Annotated in this window: 19 protein-coding genes and 1 tRNA gene; 14 read left to right on the forward strand and 6 right to left on the reverse strand. The window is 67.6% G+C overall.

The window, feature by feature from the left end; all coding sequences use genetic code 11:
* Positions 1-158 precede the first annotated feature (158 nt).
* Positions 159-1,391 (forward strand): L,D-transpeptidase, encoded by a 1,233-nt coding sequence (locus tag ACZ9CK_RS04660; RefSeq protein ID WP_426302577.1) that lies wholly within the window; start codon positions 159-161, stop codon positions 1,389-1,391.
* Between the two features lie 54 nt (positions 1,392-1,445).
* Here the strand turns inward: ACZ9CK_RS04660 and ACZ9CK_RS04665 are convergent, their stop codons facing one another.
* Positions 1,446-2,246 (reverse strand): RDD family protein, encoded by an 801-nt coding sequence (locus tag ACZ9CK_RS04665; RefSeq protein ID WP_476049371.1) that lies wholly within the window; start codon positions 2,244-2,246, stop codon positions 1,446-1,448.
* A gap of 76 nt (positions 2,247-2,322) precedes the next feature.
* Here ACZ9CK_RS04665 and ACZ9CK_RS04670 point away from each other — a divergent pair, with 76 nt between their 5' ends.
* Both ACZ9CK_RS04670 and ACZ9CK_RS04675 read left to right on the forward strand, forming a co-directional pair.
* Entirely contained in the window at positions 2,323-3,315 is a 993-nt protein-coding gene (locus ACZ9CK_RS04670; RefSeq protein WP_426302579.1) for a stage II sporulation protein M, read from the forward strand.
* Positions 3,316-3,451: 136 nt separating this feature from the next.
* Complete coding sequence (locus ACZ9CK_RS04675; RefSeq protein WP_426302580.1) at positions 3,452-4,591, forward strand: TIGR01906 family membrane protein; 1,140 nt, start codon at positions 3,452-3,454, stop codon at positions 4,589-4,591.
* Positions 4,592-4,707: 116 nt separating this feature from the next.
* On the opposite strand, the gene ACZ9CK_RS04680 is transcribed toward ACZ9CK_RS04675, so the two are convergent.
* Positions 4,708-6,354 carry a dolichyl-phosphate-mannose--protein mannosyltransferase gene (locus tag ACZ9CK_RS04680; RefSeq protein WP_426302581.1) on the reverse strand — a complete coding sequence of 549 codons (1,647 nt, stop codon included), beginning with the start codon at positions 6,352-6,354 and terminating at the stop codon, positions 4,708-4,710.
* Between the two features lie 75 nt (positions 6,355-6,429).
* Here ACZ9CK_RS04680 and ACZ9CK_RS04685 point away from each other — a divergent pair, with 75 nt between their 5' ends.
* The 3 genes from ACZ9CK_RS04685 to ACZ9CK_RS04695 all read left to right on the forward strand — a co-directional run bounded on the left by ACZ9CK_RS04685 (position 6,430) and on the right by ACZ9CK_RS04695 (position 10,592).
* Positions 6,430-7,896 (forward strand): M16 family metallopeptidase, encoded by a 1,467-nt coding sequence (locus tag ACZ9CK_RS04685; protein ID WP_476049372.1) that lies wholly within the window; start codon positions 6,430-6,432, stop codon positions 7,894-7,896.
* Between the two features lie 159 nt (positions 7,897-8,055).
* Entirely contained in the window at positions 8,056-8,919 is an 864-nt protein-coding gene (gene rsmI, locus ACZ9CK_RS04690) for a 16S rRNA (cytidine(1402)-2'-O)-methyltransferase (protein ID WP_426303403.1), read from the forward strand.
* A 191-nt stretch (positions 8,920-9,110) separates the two neighbouring features.
* Positions 9,111-10,592, forward strand: a complete 1,482-nt coding sequence (locus ACZ9CK_RS04695; protein WP_426302583.1) for an NAD-dependent succinate-semialdehyde dehydrogenase — start codon at positions 9,111-9,113, stop codon at positions 10,590-10,592.
* A gap of 84 nt (positions 10,593-10,676) precedes the next feature.
* Here ACZ9CK_RS04695 and ACZ9CK_RS04700 read toward each other — a convergent pair whose 3' ends face one another.
* The 3 genes from ACZ9CK_RS04700 to ACZ9CK_RS04710 are packed head-to-tail and all read right to left on the reverse strand — an operon-like array spanning position 10,677 to position 15,634.
* Positions 10,677-13,091: a transglutaminase TgpA family protein gene (locus tag ACZ9CK_RS04700; protein WP_476049373.1), complete on the reverse strand. Its 2,415-nt coding sequence runs from the start codon at positions 13,089-13,091 to the stop codon at positions 10,677-10,679.
* A 20-nt stretch (positions 13,092-13,111) separates the two neighbouring features.
* Positions 13,112-14,545 (reverse strand): DUF58 domain-containing protein, encoded by a 1,434-nt coding sequence (locus tag ACZ9CK_RS04705; RefSeq protein ID WP_476049374.1) that lies wholly within the window; start codon positions 14,543-14,545, stop codon positions 13,112-13,114.
* A 9-nt stretch (positions 14,546-14,554) separates the two neighbouring features.
* Positions 14,555-15,634, reverse strand: a complete 1,080-nt coding sequence (locus ACZ9CK_RS04710; RefSeq protein ID WP_476050856.1) for an AAA family ATPase — start codon at positions 15,632-15,634, stop codon at positions 14,555-14,557.
* Between the two features lie 199 nt (positions 15,635-15,833).
* Between ACZ9CK_RS04710 and ACZ9CK_RS04715 the strand changes: the two genes are divergently transcribed.
* The 5 genes from ACZ9CK_RS04715 (at position 15,834) to ACZ9CK_RS04735 (ending at position 22,042) form a co-directional block, all read left to right on the forward strand.
* Positions 15,834-16,748 (forward strand): TatD family hydrolase, encoded by a 915-nt coding sequence (locus ACZ9CK_RS04715; protein WP_476049375.1) that lies wholly within the window; start codon positions 15,834-15,836, stop codon positions 16,746-16,748.
* A 279-nt stretch (positions 16,749-17,027) separates the two neighbouring features.
* Positions 17,028-18,161: a transglycosylase family protein gene (locus tag ACZ9CK_RS04720; protein ID WP_426302587.1), complete on the forward strand. Its 1,134-nt coding sequence runs from the start codon at positions 17,028-17,030 to the stop codon at positions 18,159-18,161.
* A 111-nt stretch (positions 18,162-18,272) separates the two neighbouring features.
* A complete protein-coding gene (gene rsmA, locus ACZ9CK_RS04725; RefSeq protein ID WP_426302588.1) occupies positions 18,273-19,154 on the forward strand; it encodes a 16S rRNA (adenine(1518)-N(6)/adenine(1519)-N(6))-dimethyltransferase RsmA in 882 nt (293 codons plus the stop codon).
* Positions 19,151-20,125 (forward strand): 4-(cytidine 5'-diphospho)-2-C-methyl-D-erythritol kinase, encoded by a 975-nt coding sequence (locus ACZ9CK_RS04730; RefSeq protein WP_476049376.1) that lies wholly within the window; start codon positions 19,151-19,153, stop codon positions 20,123-20,125. The genes rsmA and ACZ9CK_RS04730 overlap by 4 nt, the downstream gene beginning before the upstream one ends.
* A 75-nt stretch (positions 20,126-20,200) precedes the next feature.
* Positions 20,201-22,042: an ABC-F family ATP-binding cassette domain-containing protein gene (locus ACZ9CK_RS04735; RefSeq protein ID WP_476049377.1), complete on the forward strand. Its 1,842-nt coding sequence runs from the start codon at positions 20,201-20,203 to the stop codon at positions 22,040-22,042.
* A 294-nt stretch (positions 22,043-22,336) separates the two neighbouring features.
* On the opposite strand, the gene ACZ9CK_RS04740 is transcribed toward ACZ9CK_RS04735, so the two are convergent.
* Positions 22,337-22,972 carry a TetR/AcrR family transcriptional regulator gene (locus ACZ9CK_RS04740; protein ID WP_426303405.1) on the reverse strand — a complete coding sequence of 212 codons (636 nt, stop codon included), beginning with the start codon at positions 22,970-22,972 and terminating at the stop codon, positions 22,337-22,339.
* 243 nt (positions 22,973-23,215) lie between these two features.
* On the opposite strand from ACZ9CK_RS04740, the gene ACZ9CK_RS04745 reads away from it, so the two are divergent.
* The 3 genes from ACZ9CK_RS04745 to ACZ9CK_RS04755 all read left to right on the forward strand — a co-directional run bounded on the left by ACZ9CK_RS04745 (position 23,216) and on the right by ACZ9CK_RS04755 (position 25,908).
* Positions 23,216-23,287: transfer RNA gene (locus ACZ9CK_RS04745), tRNA-Gln, on the forward strand.
* A gap of 141 nt (positions 23,288-23,428) precedes the next feature.
* Positions 23,429-24,931, forward strand: coding sequence for a bifunctional UDP-N-acetylglucosamine diphosphorylase/glucosamine-1-phosphate N-acetyltransferase GlmU (gene glmU, locus ACZ9CK_RS04750; protein WP_476049378.1), 1,503 nt, complete (start codon positions 23,429-23,431; stop codon positions 24,929-24,931).
* Positions 24,928-25,908, forward strand: a complete 981-nt coding sequence (locus ACZ9CK_RS04755) for a ribose-phosphate diphosphokinase (RefSeq protein WP_074586418.1) — start codon at positions 24,928-24,930, stop codon at positions 25,906-25,908. The genes glmU and ACZ9CK_RS04755 overlap by 4 nt, the downstream gene beginning before the upstream one ends.
* Positions 25,909-25,938 lie beyond the last annotated feature (30 nt).

Below are 25,938 nucleotides of genomic sequence, written 5' to 3' on the forward strand. Positions count from 1 at the left end.
ACCCGGTAGAACGGGCCCTGCCCTAGCGCGGTGCGGCGCGGGTTGTGTCATGCAACCCGCGCCGCGCTGTTTGCCGCCCCGGCGCGGCTAGAATTGTCTGGTTACTTTGACAAGCCCGTTTCGATGCCGGGCTGCATTTGGGGATGTGGAGACGGAACATGGGGAACAGGGCAAAACGCCGCACCGGGAAGATCCTGGCCATTGCCGGGATCTGTGCCGCGGTCGCAGCAGGCGGAATCGGCGTCGCGACGGCGCCTTCGTGGCTGGACCGTGCCCCCGAATCGGAAGCGGGCTCACCGCAGCGCAGCGAAGTCGGGCTCGCCTCCGCCGTCGTCAAGGCCGTGGAACTGGGTGTCACGCCCCTGGACGGCGCACGTGAGGTAAACCCGGCCGTCGGGCCGACCGTGAAGGCCGTCAACGGCACCGTCAAGGACGTCGTCCTGGCCCCGGCTGCCGGCGGCACACCGGTGAAGGGCAACGTCAGTGCGGACGGCAGCACGTGGAGCACCCTGGAACCGCTGAAGTTCAATACCAAGTACAGCTACTCCTTCACCGTGGTGGACGGCGCCGGCCGGGAAACCAAGAAGACCCAGGAATTCACCACGGTCTCCACGCCCAACGAAGCCGACGCCTCGGTGTATCCGCTGAACGGTTCGATCATGGGCTCCGGCCAGCCGATCGAAATCAACTTCAGCGAGCCGGTACTGAACAAAGCCGCGATGGAGAAGACCGTGAAGATTACGGTCTCCTCCAAGCAGAAGGTGGCCTGGCGCTGGTACTCCGACCAGAAGGTCCGCATCCGCCCGGAGAAGTTCTGGGCATCGGGCACCAAGGTCACCGTGGACCTTGCGCTCTTCGGCAAGGAGTTCGGCAATGGCATGATCGGTAATTCCAACGTCAAGGTCTCCTACACCACCGGGCCGCAGCGGGTTGCGGTGGTCGACGACCTGACCAAGATCATGAACGTGTACATTGACGGCAAACTGGCCCACACCGCTCCGGTGACTCTCGGGGGTCCTGACTGGCTGTCTCCCACCGGTTACGCCGTAATCATGGAACAGCAGCGCTATTCGAAGTTCAACGCCGGCAGCATCGGCCTCAAGCCCGGCGACAAGGGCTACTACCCGCCGCTGACCGTGGAACGGGCCAACCGCTTGACCAACTCCGGGGTGTATGTGCACCAGGCGCTCCCGTCCGCATATGCATACGTGGGTTCGGTGAATGTGTCGCACGGCTGCGTGGGGCTGCTCCCGGCGGATGCAGCCTGGTTCTTCGACAACATGCGCACCGGCGATCTGGTCCAGGTGCTGAACACCGGGGCGCCAGCTGTGGAGCCGCTGGAAGGCTTTGGCGACTGGAACATTCCCTGGGCCTCCTACGCCCACCGCTGAGCCGCTACCGCCTACGCCCACCGTTGAGCCGGCACCGTCAGGGGCCGCCTTGCTTCAGTCGCTGAACGGGGTCCGGGCCAGCCGTTCGCCTATGGTCCGGCTGCGTTCCTCGGCGCGCGCGAGCCTTTTCAATTCCCGGTTCCGGCGCTCGCCCAGCACCGCCCACAGATAGTCTTCCGGGAGCGTTCCCGGCGGAGGCGGGGGAGCCACGTGCGCTGACAGTTCCGACGCGAGGGAAACGGCCATATTGATGCGCGACGCCGGAGCCATCCTGGGTGCCTGCTGCACGAACTGGTTGGCCCGCCGGGCTGCCGCGTCGGGGATCCGGCCGATGTCGGCGAGGGCCACCCATCCCTGCAGATAAGGCGGCGCGAAGGCGAAGACCTTCACTTCCTGCTGCACGCGCTGGCGGAGCGCGTAGGTTCCAGCCACGATGTCGCCGAGCCTCTTCGACTTGTCGTTGAAGAGGGCGACCCCCACGGCCAGGCCGCCGAAGGTCAGGAAGATTTCGAGGAAGCCGATCAGCCCCCGGATCACCGCGTGCCGGAAGCGGATGGACCCGCCGTCGTCGCGGACGATCCGCAGCCCGACGGCGAGCTTGCCCACGGAGCGGCCGCGGCTCAGGGTCTCGACAGCGACCGGGACGATCACCAGGCACAACACGACGCTGGAGAGCAACATCGCGCGCCCGGCTGCTTCGTCCAGGTCCGGGACCAGGCTGCCAATGAGAAGCATCACGCACATCAGGAGCACGAAATACACCAGCAGGTCCAGTATCAGCCCGAGCGCGCGGGCCGCGAACGATGCCGGCCTGAGTTCAAGGACCACTGCTTCGCCGGTAATGATGGAACTCACGGATGCCCCCAACTGTGATTGCTTGTCATCAGAGTTTAGGCCCCCGTCAGAGGCGGCCGGGGGTTAGGGTAGTGCCGTGGATATCGACGCCTTTTCCGCGGTGCACTCAGCCAAATGGGCGCGCCTTCACGATCTGGCGCACCAGCGGCGCCTCAGCGGCGACGAAGCCGATGAACTCCTGAAGCTGTACCAGGCGGCGTCCTCGCATCTGTCGCTCATCCGCTCGGTGGCGCCGGAAGGGGCGTTGTCGGCATCCTTGTCCGCGGCGCTGGCCCAGGCACGGACCCGCTTTACCGGGGCCCGTTCGAACTTCATGGAGGACCTGGCCGGGTTCTTTGTGGTGTCCCTGCCGGCTGCGTTCTACCGCCTCCGGTGGATGACCCTGTGGTGCGGGGTTTTCTTCTGCCTTGTCGGTGCCGCATATGCCTTGTGGATCGGGACGTCCCCCGAGGCACTTCGTTCGCTCGGGAGCAACGCGCAGCTGAAGCAGTACGTGGACGAGAAGTTCATCGACTACTACTCGGAAAACCCCGCAGCCTCCTTCGCCGGCGCGGTGTGGACCAACAACGCCTGGATCGGGGCGCAGGCCGTCGCCTTGGGAATCACGGGGTTCTGGGTGCCCATGATGCTTGTGGCCAACGCCCAGGGAGTGGGCATCGCCGCCGGGGTCTTCGCCGCCACGGGCAAGCTGGACGTGTTCTTCAGCTACATCCTGCCGCACGGACTCATGGAGCTCACCGCGGTCTTCATCGCCTCCGCTGCCGGTCTGAAGATTTTCTGGGCCATGGTGTCACCCGGCCCGCGGCGGCGCATGCAGGCCGTGGCCGATGAAGGCCGCTCCTTGATCACCGTTGCCCTCGGGCTGGTGCTCGTGCTGTTCGTCTCCGGGCTGGTTGAAGCCTTCGTGACGCCCAGCCCTTTGCCAGTCTGGGCAAAACTCCTGATCGGTGCACTGGTCCTCGCCGCTTACTGGGGGTACACCTTGGTGCTGGGCGGAAGGGCATTCCGCGCCGGCTCGACCGGCGACCTCGACAGCAAGGACGCCGGATACCGGGCGATCGCCGCCTGACGCGCGCGGGGGATTCCGGCGCTTGCCGGGGTGGCTCATCGCTCCGGTACCGAGGCTGACGGTAGGCTCGAATACAGAGATTATTGCCGGTGACCTGTTTTACGCCGGCATGCGAACCCTACGGAAGTGACGCGACGTGAGTGACAAAACCCCGAACCCCAGTGAGCCGGACGTGGAATTCGACGACGGCGAGCCGGCTTTCGAGTGGATGAAGCCGGCCGCCGCCAAGGCAGCGCCTGAGAAGGTGCCGTCCGCTTCGCCCGCTGATTCCGCGGAACCCGCCAAACCCGCGGCTGCGGCCAAGTCCGGTGCCGCCAAGTCGGATGCAGCCAGGCCGGCAAAGCAGCCTGAGAGCCGCGCCGACCGCAAAGCCGCCGAGGCTGCCGGAGCTACGCCGGAACCGTCACTTTTCGCCGAGCCCCTTCCGACGTCGGCCCTCCAGGTCCGGCCGCCGGAAGCGGAAGTTGCACGCCGGAACGCTGAACGCGAACTCGCCGCCAACGCCAAGCCGGTGACGCCCCGCATTTTCCAGGTGCTCCTGGCAGTGTTTTATCCGGTGGTGCTGCTGGTCCTGGCCATCAGGGCCGTGACCAGCCCGCTCTTCCTCTGGGTGGAGTACAACCGTCCGGGATTCCCGGGCGACGGATACGGCTTCAGCACCGATGACCGGATGAGCTACGGCTCCTATGCCGTGGACTACCTCAGCAACTGGGCAGGGCCGCGGTATCTCGGCGACCTGCTCCACGAAGACGGCACGAAACTGTTCAAGGACAGCGAAGTCGCGCACATGGCTGACGTGAAGCTTGTCATGCTTTCGGCGTTCGGGGCTGCCGCGCTGATGGTAGTCATCGGCATTATCGGAATGCTGTACCTGCGCAAGCGCAGCACGGGCGGCATCCGCCGTGGCCTCTTTGCCGGGTCCATCGCAACACTGGTGGTCATCCTGGCACTGGGCACCCTCGGGGTCCTCGGCTGGCAGCAGTTCTTCACCGAATTCCACAGGATCTTCTTCGCCAACGGGACGTGGACCTTCTCCCTTGACGACACCCTGATCCGCCTGTTCCCGGGACAGTTCTGGATGGACGCCGGCATCGCCATCGCCGGGCTGGTCTTCCTGGCGGCCCTGTTGACGCTGATCCTCACCTGGCCCACGCGGCGGCGCCGCGGCCTGCCGCCGCGGAAGGGGCCGGCAAGCGAAACGGGTACGGAAGGGGAAGACGCCGACGACGCCGAGGCAAACGGGGGCGACGCGGTCGCCGGCGGGGCCAAAGCCTAGCGAAACCCGCTAAAGCGGTCCCGTCAACCGGGACGGGCAAAGCAGGAGTGATCCTGCAGATCCGGTGGCTTCGGAGCAACTGAAGCCACCGGATCTGCGGGATCAATTGCTTAACGCTAGATCCAGGACGGCATCCACATGCGCATCCGCCATTCCTGGTAGCTGATGGTTTCGGCCGTCCAGACCGGGTAGAAGTACGCGGAAACCAGCACGGCAAGGACCACTACCAGCGCCACGAGGTAGAGGCCGGACAGCCTCCGCCATTGCGGGGCGCCCGGTCTGCCCAGGATCCGGCCCAGCCCGTATGCCAGGGCGAGGATGAGGAATGGCTCGAAGGACAGGGCGTAGAAGAAGAACATGGTCCGCTCGGGGTACATGAACCACGGCAAGTAGCCTGCGGCGACTCCGGCGAGAATGGCGCCCGCCCGCCAGTCGCGGCGCCCGGCCCACCAGAACAACAGCACTGCCAGGGCGACCGTCGCACCCCACCAGATCACCGGATTGCCCACGGAAAGGACCGCTGTGGTGCATGTGGGGAGCTCGCAGCCTGCGCTGCCCAGTTTGGGGGACTCGTAGAAGAAGGACGTGGGCCGGCCCATCACCAACCAGCTCCACGGGCTCGATTCGTACGGATGGTCCGCGCCAAGGCCTTGATGGAACTTGTACGCCTCCAAGTGGTAGTGCGCCAGGGAGCGGAGCGGCGCCGGAATCCAGTCCCAAGCCGAGGCCGGCTGCTTCTCCGCCCAGCCGCGGAAGTAGGCGTCCTTGGAGAGGAACCAACCAGTCCAGGTGGCGAGGTACACGGCCGCCGCCACCGGGATCATGCTGAAGAATGCCGGGACGCCGTCCTTCAGGACCGCGGCGCTGGCCCAGCTGCGGATCCCGGCGATCCGGCGCGCGTTCATGTCCCAGAGGACCGTCAGCAGGCCGAACACGGCTGCGAAGGCCAGCGCCGACCATTTCACGCCCACCGCCAGGCCGAGGCAGACGCCGGCCACGAGCCGCCACCACCGCATGCCAAGGAAGGGTCCGGCCACCAGGGCGGTCGCCGCCGGCGGGCCGTCCCGGTAGGCCGCGGCGAGGCGCGCTGCCAGCCGGCGCCGCCCGTCGTCGCGGTCCATCAGCAGGGCGCCGAACGCCGCGAGGATCCAGAACATCAGGAAGATGTCGAGGATCGCCGTGCGGGACATGACCAGATGGTGGCCGTCGATGGCGAGCAGCAGGCCGGCCACCCCGCCCAGCACGTGCGAACGGAAAAGCTTCAGCGCGATAAGCGAGACCAGGAAGACGGACAGGGTTCCCGTCAGGGCCGCGGCAAAGCGCCAGCCGAAAGGGTTGTCCGGGCCGAAGAGACCCATGCCCCAGGCGATCATCCATTTACCGACGGGCGGATGCACCACGTACTCGGGGGTGTCCAGCGGCAGGACCGGGTGCCCGGCCTTGAAGGAGTCGTTGGCCTTTTGCGGCCAGTTCCGCTCGTAGCCACTCAGCAGGTAGGAGTAGGCGTCCTTGACGTAATAGGTTTCGTCGAACACCAGGCTGTGCGGGTTGTCCAGCCGGACGAAACGCAGGATTCCGGCGATCACCGCGGTGATGGTGGGAATCAGCCAGAACCACAGACGCAACGACGGCGGATAGTCCCGCCAGCTTTGGATCCCGCCGATCAGCCTGGCCCGGAGAGCGGCGGCCGTGAACGCTCCGGCCGGCCGCACCAGCCAACTTGGGGAGGCAGGGCGCACGGAGGTCTCGGTCACCTGCCCCATGCTACCGCCGCCGGCTGTGGGCGCAGCGCGTGTGCCCGGCGTGGAAGCCGGGCGCTTTCTGGGAGACTGTCCGTCATGACGCAGAAGGTACAGACAGGTATCCATAACGGCATCCCGACGTATTCGCTCGACGGGGAAGGGCCGTGCCTCGGCACGCTGCATTTCGGCGTCGGAATGCGTGATGAGCCTGCAGCCCTGGCCGGCATCACCCATCTTGTGGAGCATCTGCTGCTCCGCTCCATCCGGCCGATGACCGTGCTGCATGGCGCCGCTACGGACACGGATTCGGTGGAGTTCTGGGCAAGGGGAGAGCCGGCCGACGTCGGGGAGTTCCTGAACACCATCGCGGACGCAGTTCTTGGGTTCCCCGGGGTGTCCGATGAGGACATCGTCCTGGAGAAGGCCATCATCGAGGCCGAGGACCCGAACAAGTTCCGTGCCGTCTCGAGCGGTCTGATGTGCAACCGCTTCGGAACTACCGACCTCGGAGCCGCCCATTTCGGGGTACCGGCGACACTGAGCCTGACCAGGCCCGAGCTGCTTGCATGGGCCGGACAGTGGCTCGTTGCGGACAACGCAGCCTTGACATTCTCCGGCCGGATCCCCGGCTCTTTGGAGGTCCGGTTGCCGTCGGGCAGGGTCCCGGAGCGAACGGTGGCCGCCCCGCTCGTCACCGAACCGACGCTGATCGTTTCCACGAAGGACGGCGTGGCGCTGTCTTTGCTTGTCCCCGCTGTGGATGCCCCTCTGCTAGCCGAAGCGCTTCGCTACGAGTTGCACCGTCGGCTCGGCCACGACCGTGGACTGATCTACTGGGCTGTCGACTTCCAGACGACGGTGGATGAGGACAATACTCAACTTGACCTCATCCTCGATCCGACGTCGTCGAACATCATCGCGGCCTTCGACTCGGGCGTTGCTGCACTGCGCGAAGTGGCACGGGACGGATTCAGTGAGGAAGCCTTGGCCTGCGCGCGGAAAGCCCGGATCGCTGGCTTGGAGTACGGACGTTCCGTCCCGGATTGGCACCTTGACCAGTTGGCCGTGGACGGGCTGCGTGGACGGAGCACGCCCACCTTGGAAGCCGCCGTCCAGCACCTGGAGTCTTTGACGGCGAAGGGGCTCACGGCATCTCTCGTAGGGAGCATGGACAGCCTCATGGTCGCCGTCGCCGGGTTTGCGAAGCCCCGCAGGAAGCACGCCGCAGCTCACGGGTTGGCCTTTGACCGCTCCCGGATCTGGCAGAACACGGAAACTGCCGAATCCAACGGGCACAGAACCTGGCGGACCAAGGGATCCGAGGACACCCTCTGGCTCAGCCCGGATCGCGTACTGAAGCGGAGCGGCAACAAGACCAAAGCGATCGCACTGGCGGACGTCGCACTGGTAGGGGACCGCAGCTGTGGCTGTGTCTGCCTGATCGACCTCCGCGGCCGGAGCACAGAGGTCGACGTCTCCGAGTGGAAGAGGAGTAAGGAATTGCGCAGGGCCCTGCTAGGGGCGTTCCCTGCGGAGATTGTCCGCGCCTTCCCTGCGGATTAGCCACGGTTCCCGCGCAGTCGAGGTTCCCGGGCATGCGGAGCGATTTCCTGGGCAGCGTTGGGGGCTAGGCTTGGTCAGGTGAGTGAAGAAGCGCAGCCCCAGGCCGACGTCGTCGATTCCGACCCGGAGACCCCGCAGGAAACCGCAGCGGAAGACGCCCTGAGCCGCGATCTCCTGCCCGTCATTCCGGGTGGCGGCAGGATCGTGCTCGCGGCCACGCCGATCGGCAACGTCGGTGACGCCTCAAGCCGCCTGGTGGAACTCCTCCAGACCGCACACGTCATCGCCGCCGAGGACACCCGCCGGCTTCACCGGCTGGTGCACGCCTTGGGCATCGAGGTCTCGGGCCGTGTCATCAGCTACCACGAGCACAATGAGGCCACCAAGACCGCAGACCTCCTGGAACAGGTCCAGGCGGGCAAGACCATCCTGATGGTGAGCGACGCCGGCATGCCCGCCGTCTCCGACCCCGGCTTCCGGCTGGTCGAGGCAGCCGTGGCAGCGGGACTGTTCGTCACCGCCGTGCCCGGTCCGTCCGCGGTGCTGACGGCCCTCGCCCTCTCCGGCCTGCCCACCGACCGCTTCTGCTTCGAAGGCTTCCTGCCGCGCAAGGCGGGGGAGCGCAGCTCCCGCTTGGCGGAGCTCGACGCCGAACGCCGCACCATGGTGTTCTTTGAAGCCCCGCACCGGCTCGAAGCCATGCTCCGGGCGCTCCATGACCGCTTCGGCGGGGAGCGCAGGGTCGCCGTGTGCCGCGAACTGACCAAGACCTATGAGGAAGTCCTCCGTGGCACCGTCCATGAACTGCTGGAGTGGGCGGAAAACAGCGAGGTCCGCGGTGAAATCGCCGTAGTGGTGGACGGCGCACCCGAGCAGGCGCCCGGCACTCCGGAGGACCACGTGGCCGCCGTCAACGAGCTGGTGGCGCAGGGAATCCGGCTGAAGGAGGCAGTTGCCGCCGTCGCCGAGGAGGCCCGCGTCAGCAAGCGGGAACTGTACTCTGCCGTGCTCGCGGCGCGGTAGGGACTGTGCCCGCACGGCCCCGGAACCGGCTGTGCAAGTGCACAGAGACCGGTGCCGGGAGCAGTGCGCGAAGGCGTAGACACTCTTTTGATTCCAGCAGTACCGTGGCTGTTAATCCCGCAATACTGCGACCCACGTAACACCATGGGTTGGTGCATTTCTACAATCCACCACCTGACGAAGGAGTCACTGTGACTGTCACCGCCGATCGCGAAGCCGAGCTGCTCGCCAAGGTTCCCACCGGTCTGTTCATCAACGGTGAGTGGCGCGCCGCCTCCACCGGCCAGACCTTCGATGTCGAGGACCCGGCCACCGGCAAAGTCCTCCTGAGCATCGCCGACGGCACCAGCGAGGACGCCCTCGCCGCCCTCGATGCCGCCGACGCCGCGCAGGCCGGCTGGGCCCGCACCGCGCCGCGCGAGCGCGCCGAGATCCTCCGCCGCGCCTTCGAACTCGTCACCGAACGCGCCGAGGACTTCGCCCTCCTTATGACCCTCGAAATGGGCAAGCCGCTGGCCGAGGCCCGCGGCGAGGTCACCTACGGGGCCGAGTTCCTCCGCTGGTTCTCCGAAGAAACCGTGCGCGACTACGGCCGCTACCTCACCACCCCCGAGGGCAAGAACAAGATCCTTGTCCAGCGCAAGCCGGTGGGCCCCTGCCTCCTGATCACCCCGTGGAACTTCCCGCTCGCCATGGCCACCCGCAAGGTCGCTCCGGCCATCGCCGCCGGGTGCACCATGGTGATCAAGCCCGCCAAGTTCACCCCGCTGACCACCCAACTGTTCGTGGCAACCCTGGCCGAAGCCGGCGTGCCCGCCGGTGTTGTCAACGTGGTGTCCTCCTCCAGCGCCTCTTCCATCTCCGGCCCGATCATGAAGGACTCCCGCCTCCGCAAGGTCTCCTTCACCGGTTCCACCCCCGTGGGCAAGCGCCTGATCGCCGACGCCGCCAACAACGTCCTGCGCACCTCCATGGAACTGGGCGGCAACGCACCGTTCATCGTCTTCGAGGACGCCGACCTGGACAAGGCCGTCGAAGGCGCCATGGCCGCCAAGATGCGCAACATGGGCGAGGCCTGCACCGCTGCCAACCGCTTCCTGGTCCACGAGTCCGTGGCCGCGGAATTCACCGCGAAGTTCGCTGCCGCCATGGGTGCCCTGACCACGGGCCGCGGAACCGAAGACACGTCCAAGGTGGGTCCGCTGATCGACTCCGGTGCCCGCGACGACGTCCACGCATTGGTCACCGCTGCCGTGGCCCAGGGTGCCACTGTCGCCACCGGCGGCGGTCCGGTCGAGGGCGACGGCTACTTCTACGCGCCAACGGTCCTCGCAAACGTTCCGAACGACGCCGACATCCTCGGCTCCGAGATCTTCGGACCGGTGGCCCCCGTGACCACCTTCGCCACCGAAGAGCAGGCCATCAAGCTGGCCAACGCGAGCGAGTACGGCCTGGCGTCCTACCTCTACACCCGCGACTACGCCCGCATGTTCCGCGTGGCCGAGCAGATCGAGTTCGGCATGGTCGGCTTCAACGCCGGTGTCATCTCGAACGCCGCGGCACCGTTCGGCGGCGTGAAGCAGTCCGGCCTGGGCCGTGAAGGCGGCGCCGAGGGCATCGCCGAGTACACCACCACCCAGTACATCGGCATCGCCGACCCGTACGCCGGCTAGCAGCAGCCTCCACACAACAAACAGGCGAGGGCCCGGTTCCGGAACAATCCGGAGCCGGGCCCTTTCCGTTCGTGCTCCCGCCGTTCAGTTGCCGCGCCGCAGCCGCCGGACGGCCTTCCGGCAGGCGCTCCAGGCCCGGCTGCCCGCGTGCACGGCACTGCGGCCGATCCAGCGGAACGGGGCGGAAACCGTCCGGAACCAGCGGGACAACAACGACGGCGGGAACCAGTCGGCGCGCAAGCGCACCAGCCATGACCCTCCGCGTCGCAGCATTGCCCGGACCTCGGCCAGCCGCTCGGCAGTGAGCCGGGACCCGGCGCCGGGGGTGCCGCCGTCCGAGGGGCGACCGTAACGGTGCCGTTCGAAATCGCCGGTGAGGGCACGCACTGCCCGCATGCCGGCGTCGTCGGCGTGTGCGGAAGGAAGGGACTCCTGCAGCCCGGCGGCAAAATGCCGGGGCGTTTGGCTGGCCTGCGGGACATGGCCGTAGTCGCGGGCCAGGTCCTGCAGTTCTTCCCAGGCCAGTGCGGGCGATACGGCGGCAGCCGCCTGGGCTGCCGGGCGGAATTCCCTAAGGCGGCGGGCCCGGATGCCAGCCCGGAGCAGGCGCGGCGAGGCCAGCAATGCCGCCGCAAGCAGCACGCCCGCCAGGACAAAGACAGCCTGCGGGATTCCGGCCCCGGCCCCTGTACCGGCGCCCGGCAGCGGAGCGGGCGGAAGGGCGCTGCTGTTGGGCTGGGGTGTCTGGTTCGGGATCGGGATGGCATCCTCGTCCAGGTTGCTGCCGCTGCCGCCCGGGATCACGGCGTCGGCAGCATAGTCCGGAACGGAACCCCGGGAAGGTGTCGGCTCGAACGGCACCCAGCCAAGCCCCTCGAAATAGAGCTCCGGCCAGGCGTGCGCGTCCCGGGCATCCACCGCGAATTCTGTCAGCGGCTCGCGCTCGCCTACGGCGATGGAGTTCCCGGTGGGATGCCCTGGCGCGTAACCGACTGCGATCCTGCTGGGGATGCCCGAAACCCTGGCCATGACGGCCATCGCGGAGGCAAAGTGCACGCAGTAGCCGCTCTTTTGCTGGAGGAAATCGGCCAGCACGGACAGGCCGTTGCCGTCGTAGCCGCCCTGGACCGGGGCCTGCAGGGAGTACGTGAACTCGGCCGACCGCAGGTACCTCTGGATGGCCAGGGCCTTGGCGAAGTTGTTCCGGATGCCCGCGGTTAGCGTGCCGGCGGTGGTCCGGACGATCTCCGGAAGGTTGCCCGGGACCTGGGTGAATTCGCCCGGAAGCTCGCCGGGGCCCGGGGAGGCTGTTCCCGCCCGGCTCAGGGCTCCAGCCGTGATCTGCGGGAAAACCGAGACGACCGTGTAGTGCTGGTTCCGTGAGGTGGAGTCCTCGCCCCGAATGCTCAGGGTCAGCGGATCCCAGGACCAGCGGCCGTTGAGCCCATTGACCGCAGCCGGCGTGTACGGGACCGGCAGATACGGGCTGGTGAACTGGCCGGTGTCGATGACGGTCTGTTCACGGACGAGGTCTTCCGGGAGCCGGTATCCGGGAACAATCTGCCCGGTGCCGAGCCGGCGGCTGGAGGCCCTGTCATCGGGCGCCCAGCTTTCGCCTTCGAAGCGGTCGATCGTGACCGAACGCAGGTAGACCGGTGAACTTGAGCTCGTTGCGTAGGTGATCCGGCCGTCCCCGGTGGGGGTGCGCAGGCTGTTGCCGAGGGTGATCATCGGATTCAAGCCGTTCGACGGCCCCCAGGGGTTCAAGCGGGACCCGACGGGGAACGTGCCCTGGTCGAAACCCGGGACGGCCAAAGGAAGGACCAGGCCCACGGCGAGTGCGGCCCCGCCGAGCACCACGGAGCGCCGGAACTGGCCTTGCCCCAGGCCGGCGCCGGACTGGAGCCGGTCGTCCGGAGCGAAGCGTTGGGCGCAGCCAAGGATCAGGATGAAGCCGGCCGCTGCCACCGCGAAACCGGCCAGCCCCGCACCCTGGGGTTTGATCGTGGCCGGGACCACGAGCACCGCGAGCAGGCCAAGGCCCGAGGTGGCAGGCATCGCCAGCGGAACGGCGAGGGTATCGACCAGGATCACCACGAGGCCCAGGCAGAGGCAGCTCAGCAGCACGATTCCGGTGTTCGGGGCCACAGGCGCTGTCTCGGCATAGACCGTTTCGCCGGCCCGGTCGAACAGGACGAAGGCCTGCTTCACGCTTGCGGGGCCGGGGATGAAGCCGGCGATGCTCTCCTTCCTGAGGAAAGTGCTGCACAGGATGAACGTGAGGGCTGCGAGGCCGCCCAGGGTCACGAGTGCTGCCGGCGCCCGGAACGCCCGCAGCAGCGCCATCGCGAGGACCACGACGACGACGGTGACGACGACCGGGACCAGCCACGCCCAGCCCCTGAGGACCCCGTTGAGGGACAGGGAGACGCCGATGACCGCGGTGGCGATGGCACCGGCCACGGCCCAGGGATAGGCACCGCCGCGCTGTCCGCTCACCGCGGCACTCATCGCGGCACTCATCGCGGCACCGCCGCTCCGCGCCGGACGTCCATCGCCGCAGTCGCCGCCGCGATGATTTCCCCCTGGTCGAACGCTGACCAGGCCGCGGCCAGTTGCGTCCGTGGATTGACGGCGAGGGCTCGCCAGCCGCCCAGCCGGAGCGCATCCACGGCAGGCTGGACGCTGCGCGGATGCTCGGTGACCAGCAACGCGAAGGCGTTGGCGCCGTAACCGGCGGCCGGTGCGAGGGCCCTCGCTTCGGCCTCGCCCAGCGAACCGAGCAGGGCAAGCACCGGGCCGCGGAGGCGGTGTGCCGCGAGCTTGTCCATGAGGCGGTCATCGAACGGTGCCTCGCCGCCGTCGGGACTTCCGCTTTCGCCGTTCCGGGTGTCGCCCCGCTTGACCTCGCCGTGCAGGTGGCGCGGGCCGTCCAGTTGGATGGCGGCCAGGCTTTCGCTGATGGACTGCAGCCCGCTGGAGCCGCTGTACTCCTCGGTGTCGGGGAACGGGGCCGAATGGGAGCCGCGGAATGCCGGGTTGCCGGATGCGTCCAGGAACCGCAGCGAGTAGTTGCGTTCGGCGAGGTGCGCGCTGATGGACATCGCCGCGGTCACGGCCCATTCGAAGCTGTCGCTGCTGAGCAGTTCGAAGGAGTCATCGTGGCCTGCCGGGAAACGGGACCCCGGCCCGGTGGCGAAGGAGGAGTAGCGGTGATCCATGATGATGGTGGCCTCGGGGGTGGTAACCGATTCCTCCTGCCGGACCATCAGCTCGCCGTGGTGCGCCGTTGCTGCCCAGTGGACCCGGCGCATCGGGTCGCCATGCCGGTATTCGCGGGTCATGACGTCGTCGTCGCTCGGATTGGCCCTGATCCGCGTGGCTGTGACGCCGTCGTTGCCGCGCGCGCCGGCGAGCCCGGTCGCGGGGAGTTCGACGGCGGCCGGCGTCACCGTGAGCAGCTCGCCGTCGTCGATGGTGTGCCGGTGCAGGGACAAGCCGAAGGGATCGCAGAACTCGGCGGTCACCGGGCCGATCTTGAACTGGCCGCGCCTGCCCGAGCGCAGGTGGTATTCGTAGCGGCTGGTGCCGCCGCTCGCGGAGCGGGCGGGGAAGCGGAACGCCGGGGGTTCGCCGAAGCGCGGCGGCAACTGCTCCTGCATTATCACCGGCGTGTTCGAACTGCCGGTGCGCGCCACCGCCAGGCGGACGGTCGCTGTCGAGGAGGTCTCCACCGTGGGGGGCGTGAAATCCCTGAACACCTGGAACCGCGGCTTGAGCACACGCACTCCGGCCAGCGAAACAAGCGGCAGCACGATGAGCAGGATGCCCAGTGCCAGCAGGTCGCGGCGGCCCATGATCTGGGCGAGCAGCAGGGAAGCCGTGCCGGCGGCCAGCAGGCCCCAGCCCCGGGTGGTGAACAGGTGCTTCGGGAGCAACTCCAGCGCGGCCACGGGAGGCTCCTAGTCCCTGCCGTCTCCCTGACCTCGCTGCGCTCGGTCAGGGAACCCGGACGGCATGGGCCCGCGGCGGGTGTCGGCCGCGGCGTCCCGGCTGATCGGCAAGGACGACAGGATGGCGCGGATGACGCTCTGCGGGGTGTCGCCCGCGCCGGCGGCCTTCCGCTCCAGGATGATGCGGTGGGCAAGCACCGGCTCGGCCACCGCAACGACGTCGTCCGGGAGCACGAAATCCCTGCCTTCCAAGGCAGCGGTGGCCTTGGCGGCCCGCAGCAACTGCAGCAGCGAGCGCGGGCTGGCCCCGAGCCGGAGGCGGGCGCTGTCCCGGGTGGCGTGCCCGATCGCAACGGTGTATTCCTTGACGGCCTGGGAAACATACACCTGCTGCACCGCAGTGATCATGGCGGCGACGTCGGCCGCAGTCACCACCGGGGTGACCTTCGCCAGCGGGGAGACGGCCTGGTGGGTCTCCAGCATCTCGATCTCCGAGGCCTGGTCCGGGTAGCCCATGGAGATCCGGGCCATGAACCGGTCACGCTGCGCTTCGGGGAGGGGGTATGTCCCCTCCATCTCGATTGGGTTCTGGGTGGCGACCACCATGAACGGTTCGGCCATCTTGTAGGACTGGCCGTCCACCGTGACCTGGTGTTCCTCCATGCATTCCAGCAGGGCGGACTGCGTCTTCGCGGAGGCGCGGTTGATCTCGTCGCCGATGACGATGTTGGCGAACACCGCGCCCTTGCGGAACTCGAACTGCCGGGAGGACTGGTTGTAGATGGACACCCCGGTCACGTCCGAGGGCAGCAGGTCGGGGGTGAACTGGATCCTGCTGACGCCGCAGTCGATGCTCCGGGCGAGGGTCTTGGCGAGCATGGTCTTCCCGACGCCGGGAACGTCTTCAACCAGCAGGTGGCCCTGGGCGAGGAGGACGGTGAGGGCGAGCTTTGCGGCTTCTGCCTTGCCATCGATCACCTGGTTGATGGCAGCCAGGATCTTCTCGCTGGCGGCGTGGAATTCCGCGGCGGGCATGGCGGCGTGCCGGTGGCCGTTGGACGATCCCGGTTCGGCCGGAACATCCTCCATATGGACGATTCCCTGGTGCCGGACCGCGCTCTGATGCTGTGAATCCATGGACAACCCTTCAACCATGACGGAACCCCGCAGGCCCACGGCCCGACGGGATGCTCCACCCCCTGCTACCAAGACTACCCAGACGGTGCCCGCTGCAGACAGGGCCAGGTCCGCGGCCAATCTCAGGACCGCAGGCCGTTAGGGTTGACGCATGTGCAATTCCCTTCCACCGCTTTCCTACCGCGCTCCGGAAGATGCCGCCGGCGACGCCGAAGAAACCTCAAGCAAACGGGCCCGCAAGGAGTACCCGCCCGCGCCGGAGCCGTTGCCCGTTCCGGTGATGGACAACCATACGCACCTCGACTTCCGGCACGGCCTGCTGGAGGTATCGGTGGCGGACGCGCTGGATGCGGCGGCCGCCGTCGGCGTCCAAGGGGCGGTGCAGGTGGGCTGCGACCTGGAGTCTTCCCGCTTCACTGTGCAAGCCGTGGAAGCGGACCGGCGACTGCTGGGCGCGGTCGCCATCCATCCCAATGACGCCCCGGGCTACGCGGGCCGCGGCGAACTGGAGAGCGCGCTCGCCGAGATCGAGGAGCTGGCCGGGCACCCGCGGGTGCGGGCTATCGGCGAAACGGGGCTGGACTTCTTCCGTACCCACGGGGACGGGCTGGCCCACCAGCGCTATTCCTTCCGGCGGCACATCGACATCGCCAAGCGGCTCGGGCTGACGCTGCAGATCCACGACCGGGACGCCCACGACGACGTCGTCCAGGTACTGCGCGAGGAAGGCGCCCCGGAGAAGGTCGTCTTCCACTGCTTCTCCGGCGGAGCCGAGCTGGCCCGCATCTGCAACCAGAACGGCTGGTACATGTCCTTCGCGGGCACATTCACCTTCAAGAATGCAGAGAACCTCCGCGAAGCACTGCTGATTTCCGAGCCGGAACTCATGCTGGTGGAAACCGACTCGCCATTCCTCACCCCGCACCCCCACCGCGGCCGGCCCAATGCCAGCTACATGGTCCCGTACACCGTGCGGGCCATGGCCGACGTTGCGGAAAAAGACCTCGCCGGGCTGTGCGGACAACTGGCCGACAACACGCTCGCGGCCTACGGATCCTGGGACTAACGCGGCTTCGGACAGGCTGGAGATGCATACGCGGTATGCACAATTTCTTGGTCGATTTATAACGCTTCGGTTACAGTGGGTAACCAGTAGCCGGGGTCGGGGAAGGCCAGCGGATACGAAAGCTCCGTTCGTACAGGAAATTTTCACGTAGATCGGTAGTGGCGGCGCACGTGCTCCGCCGCGGGATTCCCTTGCGCCTGCGCGCTTGGGCCAGGACCGCGGCAGGAGGGCAAGTGCGCTATTCCCCGTGCCCGGATGGTCCAACAGTTACGGGCAATTATGGTCAAGTTCTTCACCACGGACGGCAAGTTCAGCTTTCCCAAAGTCGCTGCGCAGCTGCTGGTGCTTTCGGCGCTGGTGCTCGGGGTTGTCGCCTTCACGGGCAACAACAAGACAGTCACCCTTAATGTCGACGGAAAGGTGAGCTCCATCCAGACCTTCGGCGGCACGGTTGACCAGGTGGTCAAGGCTGCCAAGGTCGAGCTCAAGCCGGCGGACCGGGTCAGCCCGGCGCTGGATGCTTCGGTGCAGAACGGCTCCATCATCAACGTGAACCTGGCCAAGTCGGTCTCGGTCACACTCGACGGCACCCAGCGGACCGTCAACACGACCTCCCCGAACGTCGGCGGCCTCATCACCGAACTCGGCGTGGCAAGCTCCTCGGCCGTCTCCGCGGACAAGGACATGCAGTTGGCCGTCTCCGGCTCCGTCGTCTCGATCTCGACCCCCAAGAAGGTCACGCTGATCGCGGACGGCAAGAGCTCCGTCAAGACCACGACGGCGGCCGACGTCGCCACCGTCCTGAAGGACGCCGGCGTCGTGCTGGGCGCGAATGACCGCGTTTCCCAGCCCCGCCAGGCCCCGGTCATCAAGAACATGGTGATCAAGGTGTCCCGCGTGGACCTCTCCAAGACGGCCACCGTCACCGAGAACGTCCCCTTCGAGACCGTCACCACCAAGAGCTCCTCGATGTACAGCGACGAGGAAAAGGTCACCCAGGAAGGTGTCCTCGGCCAGCTCAACAAGAAGTTCAAGCTGGTCCTGGTCGACGGCCGCGAAGCCTCCCGCACGCTGCTCTCCTCCACCGTGACCCTCAAGCCCGTGGCCGAGAAAGTCACCGTGGGCACCAAGGAACGCCCGGCCCCCGCGACCTCCAGTGGGCCCACCGGCGCCCCGAACGAAGCCATGTGGGACCGCATTGCCCAGTGTGAATCCGGCGGAAACTGGGCCATCAACACGGGCAACGGCTACTACGGCGGCCTCCAGTTCGATATCCAGACCTGGCTCGGCTCCGGCGGCGGCGCCTACGCCCCCAACGCCAGCCTGGCCAGCAAGGCCCAGCAGATCGACATCGCCAACCGTGTCTACGCGCAGCGCGGCCTTTCCCCGTGGGGCTGCGGCTGGGCAGCCTGACGGCAGCACCAAAGCGACTATGAAGGCCGGGTCCGGATTTTCCGGGCCCGGCCTTCGCCGTACGTGGCCCCGCCGGAACTTCGGGCACCGGGCGGGCGATAGGATACCTAGGTGACTGAAGCGAATTCCGAACCTGCCGCCGTCGCGCCGCTCCTGGGAGCCGCCGACATCCGACGGCTCGCCGAGGAAATCGGTGTCCGCCCCACCAAGACGCTGGGCCAGAACTTCGTCATCGACGGCAACACCATCCGCCGCATCGTCGCCGCCGCCGGCGTGGACCCGGAAGAAACCGTCCTCGAGGTCGGCCCCGGCCTGGGCTCGCTGACGTTGGGCCTGCTCGACGCCGCCAAGGAAGTCGTGGCGGTCGAAATCGATCCGGTGCTGGCGGCCAAGCTGCCGGAGACAGTGCGCGCATGGCGCCCCGACGCCGCTGACGACTTCCACCTCGTGCTTTCGGACGCCATGAAGGTCACCGAGCTTCCCGTCCAGCCCACGGCTCTGGTGGCCAACCTGCCCTACAACGTCGCCGTGCCCGTGGTGCTGCACCTGCTGGAGCACTTCCCGAGCCTGCGCCACGGACTAGTCATGGTGCAGGACGAGGTGGCGGACCGGCTCGCGGCAACTCCGGGGTCCAAGATCTACGGCGTCCCATCGGTCAAGGCCGCCTGGTACGGGCACATGCGCAAGGCCGGGGTAATCGGCATGAATGTGTTCTGGCCTGCCCCCAAGATCCACTCAGGGCTCGTGGCCTTCACCCGCCAGGAACCCCACACCACGCACGCCACCCGCAAGCAGGTGTTCGCCGTCATCGACGCCGCGTTCGCCCAGCGCCGCAAGACCCTCCGCGCCGCCCTGGCCGGCTGGGCGGGAAGCGCCGCGGAGGCCGAACGCTGCCTCGTGGCCGCAGGCGTGGACCCGACGGCGCGCGGCGAAGTGCTGGATATCGGCGCCTTCATCCGGATCGCCGAGGCACGCCACCCGCAGGTCGCATGAGCCGCGCCGTCGCCGGAAACCAGGCCCGCTTCGTGCCGCGCACCGTGAAGGTCCGCGCGCCCGGCAAGGTCAACGTCTCCCTGAAGGTGGGCCCGCTGCGCCCGGACGGCTACCATTCAGTGGCCAGCGTGTACCTGGCCGTTTCCCTCTACGAGGAAGTGGCCGCCACCAGCACCCAGACGCCGGGCATCACCATCAGCATCAGCCCGGACAGCACGCTGGAGCTCGACGGCGTCGACATCCCGCTGGACGAACGGAACCTTGCGCACAAGGCGGCCGCGATCATGGCCGAGGTCTCCGAGAACGCCACCGGCGTGCACCTGGAAATCACCAAGCGGGTGCCGGTGGCCGGCGGCATGGGCGGCGGCTCCGCCGACGCCGCGGCAACCCTGCTGGCTTGCGACGCCCTCTGGAACAGCGGCCTGTCCCGCGAGGAACTGGCCCACCTGGCGGCCGAGCTCGGCGCGGACGTGCCGTTCTCGCTGCTGGGCGGCACCGCCGTCGGGCTGGGCGTGGGGGACAAGCTCTCCCCGGCACTGGCGAAGGCACAGATGGACTGGGTGCTGGTCTGCGCCGACTACGGACTCTCCACGCCGGAGGTCTTCCGGACCCTGGACCGCCTGCGTGACGCCGAAGGCGTAGACACGGCCGAACCGAGCGAGGTGGACGCCAAGATCCTGCAGGCCCTGCGCGGAGGCGATCCCGAAGCGCTGAGCCGAGTGCTGGTCAACGACCTCCAGCGCGCCTCGATCGAGCTCGCCCCGCAGCTGCGGGACACCATCGGGCTCGGTGAGTCCAAAGGCGCCCTGGCCGGCTTTGTTTCCGGTTCCGGACCCACCGTGGCGCTGCTGGCGCACAGTCCCGCCGCCGCCCGCGAACTGGCCGAAGAACTCGGACACCTGGGCCATACGGCCTTGTCCGTCCACGGGCCCGTTCCCGGGGCGCGGATCATCTCCGATACCCTGCATTAACACAGCCTCCCCACTTTGCCTCCGGTACCCCTGTGCCCGGACGGCGGAAACCAGCACCGTAGAAAGTAGTACCCAGTGGCCCACCTGCTCGGCGGTGAGAACCTCACCGTTTCCTTTGCAACCCGCACCGTCCTGGACGGCGTCACGCTCGGTCTGGAGGACGGCGACCGGATCGGCATGGTGGGCCGGAACGGCGACGGCAAGTCGACCCTGATGCGGCTGCTCGCAATGCGCTCCACCCCGGACTCCGGCCGGGTCACCAAGCGCGGCGACGTGAACATCGGCTACCTGGACCAGTCCGACGTGCTGGACGGGGACCTTACCGTCGGCACGGCGATCGTCGGCGACCGTGCCGACCACGAATGGGCGGCGAACCCGAAGATCCGCGAAATCATGGGCGGCCTGGTGGGCGACGTGGACTGGCACGCCAACGTCCACGCGCTTTCCGGCGGCCAGAAGCGCCGCGTCGCCCTGGCCAAGCTCCTCATCGAGGACCACGACGTCATCATGCTGGACGAACCCACCAACCACCTCGACGTCGAAGGCGTCGCCTGGCTGGCCCGGCACCTGAAGTCCCGCTGGCGCGCCAAGCAAGGCGCCTTCCTGGTGGTCACCCACGACCGCTGGTTCCTCGACGAAGTCTGCAACCGCACCTGGGAAGTGCACGACGCCATCGTGGACCCGTTCGACGGCGGGTACGCCGCCTATGTGCTGGCCCGCGCCGAACGCGACCGTACGGCCGCCGTCGTCGAGAACAAGCGCCAGCAGCTGGTCAAGAAGGAACTGGCCTGGCTGCGCCGGGGCGCGCCCGCCCGTACCTCCAAGCCCAAGTTCCGCATCGAAGCGGCCAACGAAATCATCGCCGACCTCCCCGAGCCCCGGGACGCCGTCGCCCTGAACAAGATGGCCACCGCCCGCCTCGGCAAGGACGTGCTGGACCTGGAGAGCGTGTCGCTCGACTTCCAGGGCGACGACGCCGGCCGGAAGCTTTTCAACAACGTGACCCTGCGCCTGGCCCCCGGCCAGCGCCTCGGCCTCGTGGGCGTCAACGGCGCCGGGAAGTCCACCCTGCTGCGCCTGCTCAACGGCGACATCACACCCGATGCCGGGAAGGTCAAGCGCGGCAAGACAGTGGTCACCGCCGTCCTCAGCCAGGACGTCAAGGAACTCGACGAGGTCAAGGACCTGCGCGTCGTCGAGGTCATCGAACGCGAGAAGCGCTCCTTCAACGTGGCCGGCAAGGAACTCACGGCCGGGCAGCTCGTGGAGCAGCTCGGCTTCACCAAGGAAAAGCAGTGGACCCCCGTGGCCGACCTCTCCGGCGGTGAACGGCGCCGCCTGCAGCTGCTGCGCCTGCTGGTGGGCGAACCCAACGTCCTGATGCTTGATGAACCCACTAACGACCTCGATACCGACACCCTCGCCGCCGTCGAAGACGTGCTGGACGGCTGGCCCGGAACCCTTGTGGTGGTCAGCCACGACCGCTACCTCCTGGAACGCGTCACGGACTCCCAGACGGCGCTGCTGGGCGACGGCAAGCTGCGCGACCTGCCCGGCGGCGTCGACCAATACCTGGAACTGCGCGAAGCGGCCCTTGCTTCCGGCGCCGTCAGCGCTGCCGGCACCAGCCCGACGGTGGCCTCCGGCACCGCGGGCGCCGCCTCCGGCGCAGCCGGTATAAACGGCCCCACCGAAGCCGAAAAGCGCGAAGCCCGCAAGGAACTGAACCGGATCGACCGCCAGCTCGGCAAGATCGCCCAGCAGGAAGAAAAGCTGCACACCCAGATGGCGGCCAAGTCCGAGTCCGGCGACTTCGACGCGCTGGGCGATCTCAACACCAAGCTCCAGGAACTCCTCTCAGAAAAAGAAGGCCTGGAACTCGAATGGCTCGAGGCGGCCGAGCTCCTGGGGGAGTAGGGGCGCTACTTCTCCACTCACCCCGTGGTCACCTGAGACGCAGACAACGGCCCTCCGCCGTCGCTTAGCGCGTAGGTCCCTTCCCGACACTCGCAAGCTCGCGTCGGGGCCCTCGGGACGACGCTTCCGGCCGATAGGCCCCTGCGGTCGCCCAGCGACCGGCGCGCTCCCTATGTGACGTGTCTAAGCGACGCGGAAGGGCCGTCTCCGCCACCCAAGGTGACCAGAACGAAGGTGGGCGACGCGGAAGGCGAGGTCACGCCGGCAGTCTGACGACAAGGTGACTACGGGGAGTCAGCCTTCGTCGCGGAGTTCCGGGTCCTTTTGCAGGCCGGTGAGGCCGTTCCATGCGAGGTTGACCAGGTGCGCCGCGACGGCGCGCTTGTCCGGGGTGCGGCTGTCGAGCCACCATTGGCCGGTCATCGCCACCATGCCCACGAGCATCTGGGCGTACATCGCGCCGTCGGCGGAACTGAAACCGCGGCGGGAAAACTCGTCGGAGAGGATGTGCTCCACGCGGGCGGTCACATGGGAGAGCAGCGTGGAGAAGGCGCCTTCGGGCTGGGACGGCGGGGCGTCGCGCATGAGGATCCGGAAGCCGTCCGTGCGTTCTTCGATGTAGCCGAGAAGGGCCAGGGCCGCCCGTTCCACGAGGACGCGCGGCTTGGCTTCGACCGCGAGGGAATCGTTGATGGAATCCAGCAGGATCCGGAATTCGCTCTCCACCACTTTGGTGTAGAGGCCTTCCTTGGAGCCGAAGTGTTCGTAGATCACCGGCTTGGAGACGCCCGCCGCTGCCGCGACTTCCTCGATGGTGGTGCCGTCCAGGCCGCGGGCGGCGAAAAGGCCCCGGCCGACGTCGATCAGCTGTGAGCGGCGCTGCGGACCTGTCATCCGTGAACGGACGGGGCGGCCGGCGGAGGCTTGCATGGTGCCCGCAGTTCCGCCGTCCTCCCGGGAAAATCCTGTGCTCTTGCTCACCCAACCATCATGCCTCATGACAAGGAGGCCGGATTCCATGGAGTCCGTCCCGGGTGGTTTGGCGGCGCGTGACGAGCCAGCGGCGGTCCGAAGTCGCGCGGAGGCAAACGGTCATGGCAGACTTGGTACCTGTGTGCGCTACCCGGCCAGCCCGGGGAACCGCAGGCCACGGCCTGCCGCAAAAGCGCACGGTCCGCTCTGGTGTAACGGCAGCACCCCGGCCTTTGGAGCCGTGGAGTATAGGTTCGAATCCTATGGGCGGAACTCGTCGGTGATCTGCCGGCACTGTTTTCCCGGGATCGTCCCGCCTTGGCGGCGGATGGCGGCCTCCGGAGCCAGAGTAGGATTGAGCAGATGCCGCAGCCGGGTCCACCCCGGTGGAAACCGAACAAGGAGAGCGACTTAGTGAGCCCCGCCGCAACTGGCCCTGCCGCTGTAATCGTCCTGGCCGCTGGTGCGGGCACACGCATGAAATCGCGTACACCCAAGATCCTCCATCCCATCGGTGGAAAATCCATGGTGGGACATGCCCTCGATGCAGCCCGGGGCATCAACCCCAAACGTCTTGCCGTGCTGGTCCGGCACCAGCGCGATATCGTGGCTGCACACCTGGCCGAGATTGCCACGGACGCGCTTGTGGTGGACCAGGACGAGGTCCCCGGCACCGGCCGCGCCGTCGAACAGGGCCTCGAAGCGCTGGACAAGGAAGGCACCGTGGACGGCACCGTGGTAGTGACCTATGGCGACGTCCCGCTGCTCAGCTCCGGCCTGCTCGCCGAGCTGGTCGCGGCGCACGAGGCCGGCGGCAACGCCGTGACGGTGCTTACCACCGTCCTGGACGACGCCACCGGCTATGGCCGCATCCTGCGCGCCGCAGACGGCTCCGTGCTGGGCATCCGGGAACACAAGGACGCCAGCGACGCCGAGCGGGCCATCCGCGAGATCAACTCCGGAATCTACGCTTTCGACGCCGCTGTGCTGCGCGATGCCTTGAACCATGTCACCACCGACAACGTCCAGGGCGAGAAGTACCTCACGGACGTCCTCGCCATCGCCCGCCAGGGCGGCGGCCGGGTGGCCGCAGTCGTCACCGGCGACCGATGGCAGGTGGAAGGCGCCAACGACCGCGTGCAGCTCGCCGCCCTCGGCGCCGAACACAACCGCCGCATCGTCGAAGGCTGGATGCGCGCCGGCGTCACCGTCGTCGATCCCGCCACCACTTGGATCGACTCCACCGTCACCCTCGACGAAGACGTCCGCCTGCTGCCCAACACGCAACTGCACGGCAGCACCACGGTGGCGCGCGACGCCGTCGTCGGCCCCGACACGACCCTCACCGATGTGCAGGTGGGCGAGGGCGCCAAGGTGACCCGTACCCACGGCTCGGGCGCCACGATCGGGGCGAAGGCAAGCGTCGGCCCGTTCACCTACCTGCGCCCGGGCACGGTCCTGGGGGAGACTGGCAAGATCGGTGCCTTCTACGAAACCAAGAACGTGACCATCGGCCGCGGTTCCAAGCTCTCCCACCTCGGCTACGCCGGCGATGCCGAAATCGGTGAAGACACCAACATCGGTTGCGGCAACATCACCGCCAACTACGACGGCGAGAAGAAGCACCGCACCGTGATCGGCTCCGGCGTCCGCACCGGGTCCAACACGGTCTTCGTTGCTCCTGTCACCGTCGGCGACGGCGCCTACAGCGGCGCCGGCACCGTGATCCGCAAGGATGTCCCGGCAGGCGCCCTGGCCGTCAACGCGGCAGGGCAGCGGAACTCCGAAGGTTGGGTCATCGCCAACCGCCCCGGCAGCAACTCCGCCTTGCTGGCCGCCGCCCGGCTGGCGCAGGACGCCGGCACCCCAGACTCCTCAAGTACTCCGGCAACCACAGAAGAGGGCACACAGGCATGAGCGAAATTACGGCACACGGCGAGAAGAAACTGGTCCTTGCCGCCGGGCGGGCCCACCCGGAGCTTGCGCAGGAAATCGCCAAGGAGCTGGAAACCGAGCTCCTGCCGATCGATGCCTACGACTTTGCCAACGGAGAGATCTACGTCCGCTCCGCCGAGAGTGTTCGCGGCACCGACGCCTTCGTGATCCAGGCGCACCCGGCACCGCTGAACAACTGGCTGATGGAACAGCTGATCATGATCGACTCGCTCAAGCGCGCTTCGGCCAAGCGGATCACCGTGGTCTCCCCGTTCTACCCCTACGCCCGCCAGGACAAGAAGGGCCGCGGCCGCGAGCCGATTTCCGCCCGCCTGGTGGCCGACCTCTACAAGACCGCCGGCGCCGACCGCATCATGTCGGTTGACCTGCACACCTCGCAGATCCAGGGCTTCTTCGACGGCCCGGTGGACCACCTCATGGCCATCCCGCTGCTGGCCGACTACATCCGCACCAAGGTCGAGGCCGACAACATCACCGTAGTCTCCCCGGACACCGGCCGCGTCCGTGTGGCCGAGCAGTGGGCCGAGCGCCTCGGCGGCGCCCCGCTGGCCTTCGTGCACAAGATGCGCGACCTCACGGTGCCCAACCAGGCCGTCTCCAAGACCGTCGTCGGGCAGATCGAAGGGCGCACCTGCGTGCTGATCGACGACATGATCGACACCGGCGGAACCATCTCCGGCGCCGTGCAGGTGCTGAAGAACGCCGGTGCCAAGGACGTCATCATCGCCTGCACACACGCCGTGTTCTCCGACCCCGCCGCGCAGCGCCTGGCCGAGTCCGGTGCCCGCGAAGTGGTTGTCACCAACACCCTGCCGATCCCGGCCGAGAAGCGCTTCCCGCAGCTGACGGTGCTGTCCATCGCGCCGCTGATCGCCCGCGCCATCCGCGAAGTGTTCGACGACGGCTCGGTCACCAGCCTGTTTGACGGCAAGGCCTGACCTCCCCGCCGGAAAAGACCCACGGTTCCG

It is taken from the genome of Arthrobacter sp. TE26545 (genome assembly GCF_056279005.1).